Genomic DNA, 14,794 nt, shown 5'->3' with positions numbered 1-14,794 from the left:
AGCACCAAGCCCGTTCCGTCCCGCGCCCGGGGTGCGCCCACGGCGGGGGCTACAGCGGCGGCCAGGGGATGGCGGGCCAGTCCTCGGGGGGGTAGGGGTGGATGCGGTGCTTGAGCATCAGCTCGACGCGGCGCCGGGTGGCGTCGACCTCCTCGGCGGTGAGCAGCTCCGCCAGCCGCGCGGTGAGCGGGCCGTCGCGCAGCGCCCGCTCGACGCGGCCGAGGGCCTCCAGCGCCTCGGGCGTGAGCGGCTTGCCGCGCCACTGCCACAGGACGGTGCGGAGTTTGTACTCGACGGAGAAGCACACGCCGTGGTCGCAGCCGTAGACGCGGCCGTCGCCGGGCGGCAGCAGGTGGCCGATCTTGCGGTCGGCGTTGTTGACGACGGCGTCGAACACCGCCATGCGGCGGACCGGGTCGTCCTCGGTGCGCGACAGCGCGACGAGGTCGATGTCGGGGTCGGGCTCGACCCACAGCTGGACCATGCCGGGCCCGTAGGGGCCGTCGCGGTGGACGGTCGGCGGGACGGTGCCCCAGCCCATCGCCTTGGAGACCTCGTAGGCCGCGACCTCGCGCTCGGCGAGCGTGCCGTCGGGGAAGTCCCAGAGCGGGCGCTCCCCCGCGACGGGCTTGTAGACGCAGTGGGCGGCGCGGCCCTCGTGCTCGATGGAGCAGTAGAGGGTGGCGTTGGAGGCCTGGACGAGCCGTCCCTCGACCGACAGGCGCCCGGCGAGCAGGAGGCTCTCGGCGGCGGGGACGTCCAGGGGGGACACCGGCTGCCCGGCGGGACCGTCGCCGGCGGGGGCCCGGTCCCGGGAGGACTGTGTCATGCGCTCATTCTCCCGGGCGGCGCGTCCGTGATCCAGCGCATGATCGGGTAGGGCGCCATATCAGCCGAGGTATCCGTTCTGGCGCGGGCAGACGTGCCCCTCGGTGTCGAGCGGCAGCCCGCACAGCGGGCAGGGGGGACGCCCCGCCGCGACGACCTTCAGCGCGCGTTCGGCGAACGCGCGGGCCTGGGCGGCGCTGATCCGCACGCGCAGCACCGCGATCGCGGGGTCGTCGTCGCCGACCTCGGCGTCCTCGTCCTCGCCCTCGGTGACCTCCTGCGCCTCGATCACGACCTGCTCGTCGTCGGGGTCCCAGGCGAGGGCCATCGTGCCCACCTTGAACTCCTCCTCGACGGGCTGGTCGAGGGGGCCGTCGTCGCGCAGCTCCGACGGGGTGACGGCCGGGACGGGCGCGTCCCCGCCGCTGCGGCGCAGCACCTCGTCGAGCAGCTCCTCCAGCCGCTCGGCGAGCAGCGTCACCTGGAACTTCTCCAGGCCGACGCTGGTGACGCGGCGGCCGGAGCGGGCCTGGAGGTAGAAGGCGCGGTCCCCAGGCCGGCCGACGGCGCCGGCGACGAACCTGTCCGGCGGGTCGTAGGAGATGACGGGCATGGCAACGACCCTACGCGCCGCCGCCGACGGCCGCGTCACTCGACCCCGCGGCGCCCTCACCGGGCGGCGGGGGCAGCAGCGCGGCGACGTCGCCCCCGGTGTCGTTGACCCGGACGACGAACGGCCTCAGCTCGGTGTAGCGGATCGCGGTGAGGGACGCGGGGTCGGCCTGGATCCGCTGGAACTGGTCGAGGTGGAGGCCGAGCGCGTCGGCGACGATCGCCTTGATGATGTCGCCGTGGCTGCACATGGCGTAGACGGCGTCCTCGCCGTGCTCGGCGGCGATCCGCGCGTTCCACCCGCGGACGGCGGCGACGGCGCGGTGCTGCGCGTCCGCCATCGCCTCCCCCGCCTCGCCGGGGAAGCGCACGGCGCTCGGGTGGGTCTGGACGACCCGCCACAGCGGCTCCTCGGCCAGCTCCTTGAGGGGACGGCCCGTCCAGTCGCCGTAGCGGACCTCGCCGAGCCGCTCGTCCGTCTCGACCTTCCCGGCGGGGCCGGGCCGGCCGGCGGCGACGGCCTCGGCGGTCTCCACGCAGCGCTCCAGCGGGCTGGACACGACCGCGGCCAGCGGGACGGGCTCCAGCCGCGCGGCGAGCGCCGCCACCTGGGCGCGGCCGCGCTCGTCGAGGTGGACGCCGGGGGTCCACCCGGCGAGCAGGGGCCCGGTCATGGTGGTCAGGCCGTGTCTAACCAGGAGAAGGGTCGTCACATCCAGCACTCTAGGAGATGCCGGGCCCCGTGGTGATCGCGTCCGGGTTTCCCGAGTGCGGCGCGGATGCGGGAGAATGCGACGCGTGATCGTGGACAAGGCCATCTACGCCGGCGGAACGCGCACCGACATCGACGGCGACATCAGCGACGCCTTCGACCTCGCGCGCAGCCAGGGCGAGTGCTTCGTGTGGATCGGCCTCTTCGAGCCGGACGAGGCCGAGTTCGAGCTCGTCAAGGAGGAGCTCCATCTGCACCCGCTCGCCGCCGAGGACGCCGTGACGGCGCACCAGCGGCCGAAGATGGAACGCTACGGCGACACGCTGTTCGTGGTGCTGAAGACCCTCTCCTACATCGACGAGACCTCCGACATCGAGGTCGGCGAGATCATGGTGTTCCTGGAGAAGGACGTCGTCGTGACGGTCCGGCACGGCGCGGGCAACCCGCTGGGGCCGGTCCGCAGGCACCTGGAGGACTCCCCCGAGCTGCTCAAGCACGGCGCGGCCTCCGTGCTGTACGCGGTGTGCGACGAGGTCGTCGACCGGTACGGCCTCGTCGTGCACGAGGTCGAGGTCGACATCATCGGGCTGGAGAAGGCGGTGTTCGACCCGTCCGCGCGGGACGTCACCGAGGACGTCTACTCGCTCAAGCGGGAGGTGCTGGAGTTCCGCACCGCCGAGGACCCGCTGATCCCCGTCCTCCAGGAGATCGTGCGGGGGCGCGTCAGCGAGTGCGGCAGCACCCGCGAGTACTTCCGCGACGTCCTCGACCACCTGCTGATGGTGGACGGCCAGGTCGACGCGCACAACGAACTGCTCAACAGCGTGCTCACCGCGCATCTGGCGCTGCTCGGCAAGCAGCAGAACGAGGACATGCGCAAGATCTCGGCGTGGGCGGCGATCATCGCGGTGCCGACGGCCATCGCGGGGATCTACGGGATGAACTTCACCCACATGCCCGAACTCAAATGGTCCTTCGGGTATCCGCTGGTCATCCTAGTGATCGTTTCCATCAGCGCCTTCTTGTACCGCCGCCTCCACAAGAGCGGCTGGCTCTGACCCACCTCGATCACGCGCCACGGCCACGGCATGCGATGGCATCACCGAACCGCCCCACCTGCAACAGCACTAGCCCCAGATTGCCCAGCGCCTGGCCTTCAGAGGCTCGGTCCGCGGCGCGGGTCGCGGTGTCGCGGGCAAGGGTGGCCAGGGTGAGCCAGTCGTTGAACAGCCGCCGCCGGCCCAGGAGCCTGGCCGGGACGAGGGCCAGGGAGTTGGCGATGGCGGGGTGGCCGTTGGCGGCGGCGGTGTGTGCCGCCGCCATGAGGTTGGGCAGCTCGGCGTCGAGCCAAGCCGGCGACTGCTCACGGGTGGCGAACCCGTCCCCCTGCCCGTTGGGGAGCGGATCGGTGACCGTGGGGTCCAGACGGGCGTCCGCAGCCCGAGCGGTGCCGATGTAGTGCAGGAGTCGCCGCAGGTCCTGGTCGCGCTGGTCGATGCCCGCGTGCCGTTCGCCCAGGGTGGCGGCGTACTGGCCGACCAGGTCGTGCATCCGCCACCGGCCATACGGGTCGCCGGGCTCGATCGGGTGCGCCTCGGCGAGCCGTTCCAGCAGCCGCCGCCCTTCGATTCCGGGAGCGCGGCGGTGGAGACCTGGGGCCCTGGGTTGAGGGCCAGCAACCGGAACATCCGGATCCGGGAGGGGCCGGCCAGGCGGGCCGCTTTCCCTGGCCCGTTCACGCCATGTTCTGACCGGCCCCGGTCATCCCCGCGGCCGCCGGTGGAGGCCACAGGGGCGGAGCCGCCCCTGTGGCCTTGCCGGTTCAGTTACAGGGTCCCCACGAGGAGATCTTGTCGTTGGCGCTGTTGCCGATGTTGGGGGACGAGTCGCCGGGGCCGGTCACGTAGACGGCGCGTCCACTGGAGTTCGTGTGTTCGAAGAAGCAGACGACCGTGCCAGTGCGGTTCCAGAGGGAAGTCGTCTTGTCGTTGATGGCGGATCCGACGTTGGACACCGTGGTCCCGCCGGACAGGAAACGTCCGTTGTAGTTGGAGTGCTCCCAGACACAGACGGAGCCGTCGGGGCAGTCGCGCCAGTCGGCGTTCGCGATGCCGGTGGTGCCGACCGTGGTCCCTGCCGCGCATGCCGCCGCGACCGCTCCGACAGTCAGCGTCCTCTTCAGTTTCATGCCTGCCCTCTCCTTTGGTGGCGGCGAGGATTCGCCGTCGACGATGGCCCGTGCGGGGGCGCGGTCGGGGCGCCGGTGGCCACCGCCCTGATCAGTGCCGTAGCCAGGGCCTGAACCTTGGACATGCGGGCAAGCTAGCCCGGGGGCGCGACCCCGGGACACCGGGCATTGTCCGTTGAACATCCGGGTAGTCCGGGGGGCACCACCGGGCGCTGGCGGACGGTCCCAAGCTCAACCGGGGCGTCGGTCGGGGCGCGGCTTCGGCGGGCGTCGGTGTGATCCGGGGCCTGCGCGGCTCGTCCGGGTCCCATGCCGCGACGGTGCCTCCGCGGGCCCGGTGCGCCCGCCCGAACACATCGCGGGCACCGCGATAGCGGCCGGAGCCGGCGCCGGGTCAGGTCGCGGTGATGGTGCCGGCGGCCAGGAGGCCCAGCAGGGCGCCGCCGAGGGCCACCCGGTAGTAGACGAACACCATCATCGAGTGGCGGGTGAGGAACTTCAGCAGCCACGCGATGCAGGCGTACCCGACGACGAACGACACGATGGTGGCGACGATCGTCGGCACGATCTGGAGCGATCCGTCGAAGGCCTTGCGCAGCTCGAACAGCCCCGACAGGACGACGGCGGGGATCGACAGCAGGAAGGAGTAGCGGGCGGCGGCCTCACGGGTGTAGCCGAGGAACAGCGCGCCGGTCATCGTGGAGCCCGAGCGCGAGGAGCCGGGGATCAGCGACAGGCACTGGAACGCGCCGATCAGCAGGCCGTCGCGCATGTTGAGGTCGGCGACCTCGCGCTTCTTGATGCCCGCCCACTCCGACACCATCAGCAGCAGGCCCATCAGGATCAGCGACGTCGAGTTGATCCACAGGTTGCGGGAGGGCCCCTCGATGAAGTCCTTGAACGCGAGGCCGCACACCGCGATGGGGATGGTGCCGAGGCCGATGTACCAGCCCATCCGCGCGTCCTGGTGGGGGCGCAGCTCGGGGGTCCACAGGCTCTTGGTCCAGGTGGTGAGGATGCGGACGAGGTCGCGCCAGAAGTAGATGATGACGGCGGCCATGGTGCCGAGCTGGATGACCGCCGTGAAGGGCGCGCCCGGGTCGTCCCAGCGCATCAGCTTGGGCACGATCAACAGGTGACCGGAGCTGGAGATCGGCAGGAACTCGGTGAGCCCCTGGACGATTCCGAGCACGGTCGCTTCCACGACGTTCACTGGCGGCGCGTCCCTCCCAGAGTGCGAGATGGGCCACGGCGACCGATCCCCCTGGAAGGGTAGCGGGCGTCGGCGGGAGGGATGGGCAAGCCACGGCGAACCCGCCTATATGAGCCCCCTCACCTGCGCGGACGCGGCCTCCCGTCACCTATGGGCCAGCTCCCGGATGTTTCCCGGCCATCTTCCCGCCACCCTCCGGGTGGCCGTGTGCGGACGATCACGACCGGTGACGGACGGGAGGGACGTCCGCGATGACCGCTACATTGACCGCCTATGAAGGAGCGTCACCTCGGGCGGAGCGGGCTGCTGGTGTCCCGGCTGGGCCTCGGCACCATGACCTGGGGGCAGGACACCGAGCCCGACGAGGCGGCGGAGCAGCTCGTCGCGTTCGTCGACGCCGGCGGCACGTTCGTCGACACCGCCGACGTCTACAGCGACGGCGACAGCGAGCGGATCCTCGGCCACCTGCTGCGCGAGTTCGTCGACCGGGACGGACTCGTCGTCGCCACCAAGGCCGCGATCAGGCCCAACGGCCGCTACGACGGGTCGCGCCGGCACCTGCTCCGCGCGCTGGACGCCTCGCTCGACCGGATGGACCTGGAGCACGTCGACCTGTGGCAGCTCCACGTGTACGACCCCGCGACGCCCCTGGAGGAGACCCTGTCGGCGCTGGACGAGGCGGTCGCCTCCGGCCGCGCCCGCTACGTCGGCGTGTCGAACTACGCGGGCTGGCAGGTGTCCAAGGCCGCCGCGTGGCAGCGGGCCTGGCCCGGCCGCGCGCCCGTGGTGTCGGCCCAGCTGGAGTACTCGCTGCTGCGCCGCGACATCGAGCGGGAGGTCGTCCCCGCCGTGCTGGACGCGGGCGCGGGCCTGCTGCCCTACTCGCCGCTCGGGCGGGGCGTGCTCACCGGCAAGTACCGCACCGGCATCCCCGCCGGGTCCCGGGCGGCCGCGCCGCACTTCTTCGAGTTCGTCCAGCCCTACCTCGACGAGGAGTGCGCCCGGATCGTGGAGTCGGTGGTGACCGCCGCCGAGGGCCTCGGCGTGTCCCCGCTCAGCGTGGCGCTCGCCTGGGTCCGGGACCGCCCCGGCGTCGCCGCGCCGATCGTGGGCGCCAGGACCGCCGCGCAGCTCGGCGCGATCCTGGAGAGCGAGGACCTCACGCTCCCGGGCGAGATCCGCGGGGCCCTGGACGACGTCTCCGACATGTCCCCCGCCCATTCGTGACGGTGCCCGCGTGACCGGCGGCGCGGATGGACGGAGTGTGCCCGTGACCATCCGGGACGTCCGTGGCACGCTCGGGACCGTCCATCGCCAACCCCGAGAAGCCGCGACGGGAAGCCCGTGACCGATCCCCACACCGACCACTCCCCCACCCCCGCCGAGCGGGCCGCGCGCGCCGCCGAGGCGCTGCGCGCCGCGGAGGCCGCCGGGGCGCAGGCCAAGGCCCGCCCGGCGCCGCCGCCCGACGCGACCGCGGCCCAGGCCGCGCCGGACGCGAAGGAGGGGGCCGCCGCGCTCGCCGAGCTGTTCGCGGAGGCGGGCGCCCCCGCGCCGCTCGCGGGCCGCGCCGCCGCCCGGCTCGGGCCCGGCGCCGCCGCCGCGCTGCGCGCCGACCCGTGGCGGCTGCTGCGCGTCCCCGGCGTCGCGCCCGCGCAGGCCGACCACTTCGCCCGGCGGCTGCTGGGCGAGGGCGCGCGCCCGGACGACCCGAGGCGGGGCCGCGCGCTGGTCCTGCACCTGCTGACCGAGGCGGCCCGCGAGGGGCACACGGTCACCCCGGCGGCGGACGTGGCGGCCGCGCTCCAGCGGATCGGCGTCCCGGAACCGCGCGCGGCGGTCGAGGCCGCGCTGGACGAGGCGGAGGTGCTGGCGCTCACCGAGGAGCCCGAGTTCGACGAGGACTCCGTCGAGGAGGCCGACCCGCCCGAGCCGGAGGAGACGCTCGGCCCGGCGCGGTGGGCGCTCGCCGAGGAGGCGGCGGCCGAGGGGCTGCGGCGGCTGACGCTCACGGCGGCGCCGCTGCTGGACGACGCGGCCGTCCGGGAGCTGCGCTCGGGCCTGCCCGAGGACCGCTCGCTCGCGCTCACCGCCGCGCTGCGCACCGGAGTCAGCATCCTGCGCGGGGCGCCCGGCGCGCTGGAGCGCGCCGCGCTGGAGATCGCCTCGGCCGCCGCGGCCCGGGGCGTCCGCGCCGCCGTCGTCGCCCCCACCGACCGCGCCGCCGCCGACCTGGCCCGCGACCTCCCCGGCGGGGAGGGCGGCGGGCCGCCGGTCACGAGCCTGCACCGGCTGCTGGAGCCGCGCGCGGACGCCTCCGCCGCGCCGGGCGCGGTCGTCTACGGGCGCGGCGAGCAGAATCCGTTCGACCTGGACCTGGTCCTCGTCACGGCCGCCGCCGGGCTCGACGTCGAGCTGTGCGCGGTGCTGGCCGAGGCGTGCGCCGACGGCACCCACCTGGTCCTGTGCGCGCGGGAGGGCGACGCGCCGCCCGCCGGTCCCGGCCGCCCGCTGGAGGACCTGGAGGCGTCCGAGGCCGTCCCGGTCGTGACGCTGGACGCCCCGCCCCCCGGCGACCCGCTCGGCGCGCTGACCGCCGCCGTGCGGGGCGGTGAGCTGGTCGCGGTGGACGCGCCGGGCCGCGAGGTCGTCGTGGTGCCCGCCGCCGACCCCGGGGAGGCGGTGCACCGCGCCGTCCAGCTCGTGACCGACTCGATCCCGCGCGCGCTCGGCATCCCGCTGGAGGACGTCCAGGTCGTCACGCCCGCCGCCGGCGGCGAGACGGGCGCGACCGCGCTCAACGCGGCGCTGAAGGCCCGGCTGAACCCGGGCCCGGGCAAGTTCGCGGGGATGGACCCCGGCGACCGGGTCGTGGTCGCCGCGCCGCTCCCCCAGGCGGCCGTGGGCGAGACGGGCGTGGTGCTCGGCGGCGGCGCGCACGGGCTCGACGTGGAGTTCCCCGGCGGCATGGCCACGCTGTCCCCGGCGGAGGCGGCGCGGCTGCGGCACGGCTGGGCGGTGCCGGTCGCGCTCGGGCGCGGGACGCCGCGTCCGGCGGTGGTGGCGGTGATGTCGGGCGAGGGCCTGTCGCGTCCGGTGGTGGCCACGGCGTTCGGGCTGGCGCGGCGGCACCTGTCGGTCGTGCAGGCGGCCGGGCCCGCGCTCGCCCGCGCCGTGCGGGACGTCGCGGCGCCCGCGCGGCGCACCCGGCTGGCCCGCCTGATGATGGGCTGAGCGCCAGGCTTCGAGAGCCGGGCCCCCGCGAAGGGGCCCGGCTCGAAGCGGGGAACGCTACTGGGACGCGGCGGCGAGGGCGTGGATGCCGCCGTCCACATGGACGATCTCGCCCGTGGTCGCCGGGAACCAGTCCGACAGCAGCGCGACGCAGGCGCGGGCGGTGGGCTCGCTGTCCTTGACGTCCCAGCCGAGCGGGGCGTTCTTCGGCCACATGTCCGTCATGCCCTCGAACCCGGGGATGCTCTTGGCCGCCATCGTGGCGAGCGGCCCGGCCGCGACGAGGTTGACGCGGATGCCCTGCGGGCCGAGGTACTTGGCCAGGTAGCGGGAGCAGGACTCCAGCCCGGCCTTGGCGACGCCCATCCAGTCGTACACCGGCCACGCCTTGGTGGCGTCGAAGTCCAGGCCGACGACAGAGCCGCCGTCCTTCATCAGCGGCAGGCACGCCATCGTCAGCGACTTCAGCGAGTACGTCGAGGCGTGGACGGCGGTCGCCACGTCCTCCCACGGCGTGTCGAGGAAGTTGCCGCCGAGCGCGTTCTGCGGCGCGAACGCGATCGCGTGGACGATGCCGTCGAGGTGTTCGAAGCCGTGCCCGCGCAGGCCGTCGGCCAGGCCGTCGAGCTGCTCGGCGCTGGTCACGTCCAGCTCCAGCACCGGCGGCGGCGCGTCGGGGCCCGACGGCAGCCGCTTGGCGGTGCGCTGGGTGAGGGTCGGGCGCGGGTAGGCGGTGAGCGCCACCTCGGCGCCCTGCTCCTGCGCGACCCGCGCGATGTGGAAGCCGATCGACTTGTCGGTCAGGACGCCCGTGACCAGGATCCGCTTGCCTTCGAGAATTCCCATGACCTCTAGTGCCCCATTCCCAGGCCGCCGTCGACCGGGATCACGGCCCCGGTGATGTAGGCGGCGTCCTCGCTCGCGACGAACCGCACGGCCTTGGCGACCTCCTCGGGCCGCGCGATGCGGCCGAGCGGGATCGACGCCGTGATCGCCTTCTGCTGGTCCTCGGTCAGCACCGCCGTCATGTCGGTGTCGACGAACCCCGGCGCGACCACGTTCACCGTGATGTTGCGGGAGCCGATCTCGCGGGCCAGGGACCGGGCGAACCCGACCAGGCCCGCCTTGGAGGCGGCGTAGTTCGTCTGCCCCGGCGAGCCCATGAGCCCGACCACCGACGACACCAGCACGATCCGGCCGGTGCGCTTGCGCATCATGCCCTTCACGCCGCGCTTGGCGACGCGGAAAGCGCCGGTGAGATTGGTGTCCAGGACCGAGGTGAACGACTCCTCGCTCATGATGGCCAGGAGGGTGTCCTTGGTGATCCCCGCGTTGGCGACGAGCACCTCGACCGGGCCCTGCTCCGCCTCGACCTTGGCGAACGCGGCGTCCACGTCCTCGGCGCTGGTGACGTCGCAGCGGACGCCGAACAGCCCCTCGGGAGGCTCGCCGGACCGGTAGGTGACGGCGACCGCGTCGCCCGCGGCGGCCAGCTCGCGGGCGACGGCCAGGCCGATGCCCCGGTTACCGCCGGTCACGAGGACAGAGCGACTCATCACGACCCTCTCGTTGCGCAGTGGTGGAACTCCCCGGCGAGGGGACGGGACGGGCCGGAGCGGCGCGCCCCCGCCCCGGCCCCGCGGCCGGTCTCGACCGCCGTCCGCGACCACCCCGAGCCGATTGTCCCGGGGCGGCAGCCTGGACACTAGCGGGCCCCCGGGGGGAAGAGGATGTGCCGACCCGACAAGATCCGCTGACCCGGCTTTGTTCGGGCCGCCGCGAAGGCCGCCGCGAAGCCGCCGCGGAGGCCGGCGGGGTAGGTTGCTGAGGGTGCATGACATCGATCCCGCCTTCACCGCGCTGCCGCTGCGCGCGCTGGCCGACGCGGCCCTGAGCCGGGCCCGCGAGCTCGGCGCCGAGCACGCCGACTTCCGGCTGGAGCGCATCCGCAGCCAGACCCTCCGGCTCGCCGACGCCGCCCTGGAGACCGCGCTGGACGCCGACGACGTGGGGCTGTCGGTCCGGGTCGTCAAGGACGGCACCTGGGGCTTCGCCGCCGGCATCGACCTCACCCCCGAAGGGGCCGCCCGCGTCGCGGCCCAGGCCGTCGAGGTCGCCGCCGTCGCCCGTGCCGTCAACCGCGAGCCCATCGAGCTGGCGCCCGAGCCCGTCCACGGGGAGCGGACGTGGGTGTCCTCCTACGAGACCGACCCGTTCGCGGTCCCCACCGCCGACAAGGTCGCGCTGCTGGCGGGCTGGAGCCGCCGGCTGCTGTCCGACGACCGCGTCGACCACGTCGACGCGACGCTGCTCCAGGTGAAGGAGAACAAGTTCTTCGCCGACCTCGCGGGCACCGTGACCACCCAGCAGCGGGTCCGGCTGCACCCGGTGGTCAACGCCGTCGGGATCTCCGAGGGCCGCTTCGACACGATGCGGACGCTCGCCCCGCCCGCCGGGTACGGGTGGGAGTGGCTGACCGGCGCCCACTGGGACTGGGACGGCGAGCTTGAGCGCATCCCGGAGCTGCTCGCGGAGAAGCTCGCGGCGCCGTCGGTCGAGGCGGGCGCCTACGACGTCGTGATCGACCCGTCCAACCTGTGGCTGACGATCCACGAGTCGATCGGGCACGCCACCGAGCTGGACCGCGCGCTCGGGTACGAGGCCGCCTACGCGGGCACCTCGTTCGCGACCCCCGACAAGCTGGGCAGCCTGCAATACGGGTCGGAGGTCATGAACATCACCGGCGACCGCACCGCCGAGCACGGCCTCGCGACGATCGGCTACGACGACGAGGGCGTGGAGACGCAGGCGTTCGACATCGTGTCGGGCGGGCTGTTCACCGGCTACCAGACCGACCGGCGCATCGCGCGGCTGACCGGCGCCGACCGCTCCAACGGGTGCGCGTTCGCCGACTCGGCGTCCAGCATGCCGATCCAGCGGATGGCGAACGTGTCGCTGCGGCCCGCCGAGGACGGCCCCTCCACCGACGAGCTGATCTCCGGTGTGGACCGGGGCGTCTACATCGTCGGCGACAAGAGCTGGTCGATCGACATGCAGCGGTACAACTTCCAGTTCACCGGGCAGCGCTTCTACCGGATCGAGAACGGGCGCCTGGCGGGGCAGCTCCGCGACGTCGCCTACCAGGCCACCACCACCGACTTCTGGAACTCGATGGAGGCGGTCGGCGGCCCGCAGACCTATGTGCTCGGCGGCGCGTTCAACTGCGGCAAGGGCCAGCCGGGGCAGGTCGCGCCGGTCAGCCACGGCTGCCCCGCGGCGCTGTTCCGCGGCGTCAACATCCTCAACGCGCTGAAGGAGGCCGGCCAGTGAGCACGATGGGGCCGCAGGAGGCCGTCGAACGGGCCCTGGCGCTGTCCCGCGCCGACGACTGCGTGGTGATCGCCGACGAATCCGCCACCGCCAATCTGCGGTGGGCGGGCAACACCCTCACGACCAACGGCGTCACGCGCTCCAGCCGCCTCACGGTGATCGCGCTGCGGAGCACCGGCGGCGGGGTCGCGGCGGGCGTGGTGTCGCGCGCCGCCGTCGGCCCCGACGGCGTCGAGGACCTGGTGCGCGCCGCCGAGGCCGACGCCGCGGGCAACGAGCCCGCCGAGGACGCGGCGCCGCTGGTCGCCGACGGCGCGAGCGCGGACTGGGACGAGGCCCCCGCCGAAACCGGCATCGGGGTGTTCGAGGGCGTCGCGCCCGCGCTCGGCGAGGCGTTCGCGCGGGCGCAGGCGGCCGACCGGCGGCTGTACGGGTTCGCCAACCACGTCATGACCTCGACGTTCGTCGGCAGCTCGGCCGGGCTCCGGCTGCGCCACGACCAGCCGACCGGGCTGCTGGAGCTGAACGCCAAGGGCGCGGGCGGCTCGGCCTGGGCCGGGGTCCCGACGCGCGACTTCACCGACGTGGACGTCCCCGGCATGGCCGAGGGGCTCGCGCGGCGGCTCGGCTGGGGCGAGCGGCGCGTGGACCTGCCCGCCGGGCGGTACGAGACGATCCTGCCGCCGAGCGCCGTCGCCGACCTGATGGTCTACCTGTACTGGTCGGCGGGCGCGCACGACGCCGAGGACGGCCGGACGGTGTTCAGCGCCCCCGGCGGCGGCACCCGCGTCGGCGAGCGGCTGGCGAACCTGCCGGTGACGCTGTCCAGCGACCCGGCGGCGCCGGGCCTGGAGTGCGCGCCGTTCGTCGTCGCGCACGCCTCCAGCCGCGAGTCGTCGGTGTTCGACAACGGCCTGCCGCTGGCCGCCACCGACTGGATCCGGGACGGCGAGCTCGCCTCGCTCGCCCAGACCCGCCACTCCGCCCGGCGGACCGGGCTGCCGCTCACGCCGTCGATCGACAACCTCGTGATGGCGGGGCCCGAGGGCGGCGCCGCGCTGGAGGACATGATCGCCCGCACCGAGCGCGGGCTGCTGCTGACCTGCCTGTGGTACATCCGCGAGGTCGATCCGCAGCGGCTGCTGCTGACCGGCCTCACCCGCGACGGCGTGTACCTCGTCGAGGGCGGCGAGGTCGTCGGGGCGGTGAACAACTTCCGGTTCAACGAGAGCCCGGTCGACCTGCTGTCGCGGCTGGCCGAGGTCGGCCGCACGGCGCCGACGCTGCCCCGCGAGTGGTCGGACTACTTCACCCGCGCCGCGATGCCGCCGGTGCGGATCGGCGACTTCAACATGTCGACGGTCTCCCAGGCGTCCTGAGGGCGCCTCCGGCGATCACGAGCGGCCGGGGCCGCCCGGAGTCCCTCTCCGGGCGGCCCCGCGCCGTCTCCCGGGCCGCCCCCGAGGCGCTCTGATTCGCCCGTGGGCGGCCCGGCGCCCCGGGCGGGGGCCCGGGGCCTCGACAGCGCCCCCTGGACCTGTCAGGCGCACTGTCAGCGTTTCGGGGGATTCTCAGTCGTCCTCCAGGCGGAATCCGACCTTCAGGCCGACCTGGTAGTGGGCGACCTCCCCCTCCTCGATCTGGCCCCGGACCTGCGTCACCTCGAACCAGTCCAGGTGCCGCAGCGTGCGCGCGGCCCGCCTGATCCCGTTGCGGATCGCGGCCTCGACGGACTCCGGCGAGGTCCCCACGATCTCGGTCACCCGGTATGTGCGGTCGGTCATCCCGTGCCTCCAGACATCAGCGGTTCCCTGGGAAATGCCGGGGGCGACCTGCTGTCGCCCGGCGGACTCCTTGGGCTTACCGTGGAAATGTGAAGGTGAACCCCCGCCGTAGGCCCGAGGTCTACACGGTGACCGACGCGCCGCGCCCCATGTCGGAGGACATCGGGCACCGGCAGCGGCGCTACCTCGTGTCCATGGGCATCCGGACGAGCTGCTTCGTCGGCGCGGTCGTCGCGGCGATGGCCGGCGCCCCGCTGTGGGCTGTCGGGATCCTCGTGGCCGGAGCCCTGTTCCTGCCCTACGTCAGCGTGATCGTGGCGAACGGCGGCCGGGAGCCGACCGCCTCCCCGCACTTCGAGGAGCCCTCCGGAGAGTCCCAGGAGGACCCTGGGAGCCGCGCACAGAAGCCGATTTCCGGACAGCGACCGGAAATCGGGTCGTGACATTCTCTTGACTAACCGCGGGGGGTTTCGGTGTACGATTTGTACCGGCGCTCTGGTCCCCCGTCGGAGCGCCCGTGCCGGTGTTCCGGGCCCCCGTCGGAACACCGATGATGCGGCGCCGGGTGGATTGCCCCCGTATCCACCCGGCGCCGCTTTTCATGTCCGGGGGCTCCCCCTTGACCGGTGCGCGGGCCGCCCTTGAAGGACGCCACGGCCGGTGAGCACATTTTCGCCGCGTTGCCCAGGCCCAAAGCTGGCCTGGTTCGGCCACGAGCCGAAATCCGCCCGGTCGAACTTTTCCGGCGGGGAGCCGTGCGGGTCGCCGCGCGACCTCCGGACCGGACGCCGGGTTCGCTTCCAGGACATCCCCCGCCATATCCGCGCACGTCATCATGCCTTGGGCGGTTGCTACTAGAACGGGATTCGAGCTAGCTTGGCGATTCGCGAGTT

General features: G+C 73.7%; 15 protein-coding genes. 6 read left to right on the top strand and 9 right to left on the bottom strand.

The window, feature by feature from the left end; translation table 11 throughout:
- Positions 1-49 precede the first annotated feature (49 nt).
- From KLI87_RS27165 to KLI87_RS27155, 3 genes are read right to left on the bottom strand one after another with little or no spacing between them, the layout of a single operon-like run.
- The gene (locus KLI87_RS27165) at positions 50-829 is read right to left on the bottom strand and encodes an SCO1664 family protein (RefSeq protein WP_173390763.1); all 780 of its coding nucleotides are present in this window, start codon (positions 827-829) and stop codon (positions 50-52) included.
- Between the two features lie 60 nt (positions 830-889).
- Complete coding sequence (locus KLI87_RS27160) at positions 890-1,441, bottom strand: DUF3090 domain-containing protein (RefSeq protein WP_156216798.1); 552 nt, start codon at positions 1,439-1,441, stop codon at positions 890-892.
- A gap of 10 nt (positions 1,442-1,451) precedes the next feature.
- Positions 1,452-2,153, bottom strand: coding sequence for a histidine phosphatase family protein (locus KLI87_RS27155; RefSeq protein ID WP_214619220.1), 702 nt, complete (start codon positions 2,151-2,153; stop codon positions 1,452-1,454).
- Between the two features lie 85 nt (positions 2,154-2,238).
- Between KLI87_RS27155 and KLI87_RS27150 the strand changes: the two genes are divergently transcribed.
- Complete coding sequence (locus tag KLI87_RS27150; protein WP_214619219.1) at positions 2,239-3,210, top strand: magnesium and cobalt transport protein CorA; 972 nt, start codon at positions 2,239-2,241, stop codon at positions 3,208-3,210.
- A 10-nt stretch (positions 3,211-3,220) separates the two neighbouring features.
- On the opposite strand, the gene KLI87_RS27145 is transcribed toward KLI87_RS27150, so the two are convergent.
- The 3 genes from KLI87_RS27145 to KLI87_RS27135 all read right to left on the bottom strand — a co-directional run bounded on the left by KLI87_RS27145 (position 3,221) and on the right by KLI87_RS27135 (position 5,553).
- Entirely contained in the window at positions 3,221-3,703 is a 483-nt protein-coding gene (locus KLI87_RS27145) for a hypothetical protein (protein WP_214619218.1), read from the bottom strand.
- A 271-nt stretch (positions 3,704-3,974) separates the two neighbouring features.
- Complete coding sequence (locus tag KLI87_RS27140; protein ID WP_173390764.1) at positions 3,975-4,340, bottom strand: peptidase inhibitor family I36 protein; 366 nt, start codon at positions 4,338-4,340, stop codon at positions 3,975-3,977.
- 394 nt (positions 4,341-4,734) lie between these two features.
- Positions 4,735-5,553: an undecaprenyl-diphosphate phosphatase gene (locus KLI87_RS27135; RefSeq protein WP_214619217.1), complete on the bottom strand. Its 819-nt coding sequence runs from the start codon at positions 5,551-5,553 to the stop codon at positions 4,735-4,737.
- A gap of 273 nt (positions 5,554-5,826) precedes the next feature.
- Here KLI87_RS27135 and KLI87_RS27130 point away from each other — a divergent pair, with 273 nt between their 5' ends.
- Both KLI87_RS27130 and KLI87_RS27125 read left to right on the top strand, forming a co-directional pair.
- Complete coding sequence (locus tag KLI87_RS27130; RefSeq protein ID WP_156216803.1) at positions 5,827-6,780, top strand: aldo/keto reductase; 954 nt, start codon at positions 5,827-5,829, stop codon at positions 6,778-6,780.
- 117 nt (positions 6,781-6,897) lie between these two features.
- Entirely contained in the window at positions 6,898-8,787 is a 1,890-nt protein-coding gene (locus tag KLI87_RS27125; RefSeq protein ID WP_308166206.1) for an ATP-dependent RecD-like DNA helicase, read from the top strand.
- A 57-nt stretch (positions 8,788-8,844) separates the two neighbouring features.
- Here KLI87_RS27125 and fabI read toward each other — a convergent pair whose 3' ends face one another.
- Both fabI and KLI87_RS27115 read right to left on the bottom strand, forming a co-directional pair.
- Positions 8,845-9,633 (bottom strand): enoyl-ACP reductase FabI, encoded by a 789-nt coding sequence (fabI, locus tag KLI87_RS27120; protein ID WP_156216804.1) that lies wholly within the window; start codon positions 9,631-9,633, stop codon positions 8,845-8,847.
- A gap of 5 nt (positions 9,634-9,638) precedes the next feature.
- Complete coding sequence (locus tag KLI87_RS27115) at positions 9,639-10,343, bottom strand: beta-ketoacyl-ACP reductase (RefSeq protein WP_156216805.1); 705 nt, start codon at positions 10,341-10,343, stop codon at positions 9,639-9,641.
- 274 nt (positions 10,344-10,617) lie between these two features.
- On the opposite strand from KLI87_RS27115, the gene KLI87_RS27110 reads away from it, so the two are divergent.
- Both KLI87_RS27110 and KLI87_RS27105 read left to right on the top strand, forming a co-directional pair.
- Positions 10,618-12,117 (top strand): TldD/PmbA family protein, encoded by a 1,500-nt coding sequence (locus KLI87_RS27110; protein ID WP_214619216.1) that lies wholly within the window; start codon positions 10,618-10,620, stop codon positions 12,115-12,117.
- 5 nt (positions 12,118-12,122) lie between these two features.
- A complete protein-coding gene (locus KLI87_RS27105; RefSeq protein ID WP_156217044.1) occupies positions 12,123-13,496 on the top strand; it encodes a metallopeptidase TldD-related protein in 1,374 nt (457 codons plus the stop codon).
- A 192-nt stretch (positions 13,497-13,688) separates the two neighbouring features.
- Here the strand turns inward: KLI87_RS27105 and KLI87_RS27100 are convergent, their stop codons facing one another.
- Positions 13,689-13,901, bottom strand: a complete 213-nt coding sequence (locus KLI87_RS27100; protein WP_156216806.1) for a dodecin — start codon at positions 13,899-13,901, stop codon at positions 13,689-13,691.
- A gap of 89 nt (positions 13,902-13,990) precedes the next feature.
- Between KLI87_RS27100 and KLI87_RS41130 the strand changes: the two genes are divergently transcribed.
- Positions 13,991-14,344 carry a DUF3099 domain-containing protein gene (locus KLI87_RS41130; protein ID WP_214619215.1) on the top strand — a complete coding sequence of 118 codons (354 nt, stop codon included), beginning with the start codon at positions 13,991-13,993 and terminating at the stop codon, positions 14,342-14,344.
- Positions 14,345-14,794: the final 450 nt, after the last annotated feature.

The sequence above is a fragment of the Actinomadura sp. NEAU-AAG7 genome (assembly GCF_018603865.1).
Taxonomy (GTDB): Bacteria; Actinomycetota; Actinomycetes; order Streptosporangiales; family Streptosporangiaceae; genus Spirillospora; species Spirillospora litoris.
The sequence above is the reverse complement of the archived record's forward strand: the minus strand, read 5'-3'. Positions and strand labels throughout refer to the sequence as shown.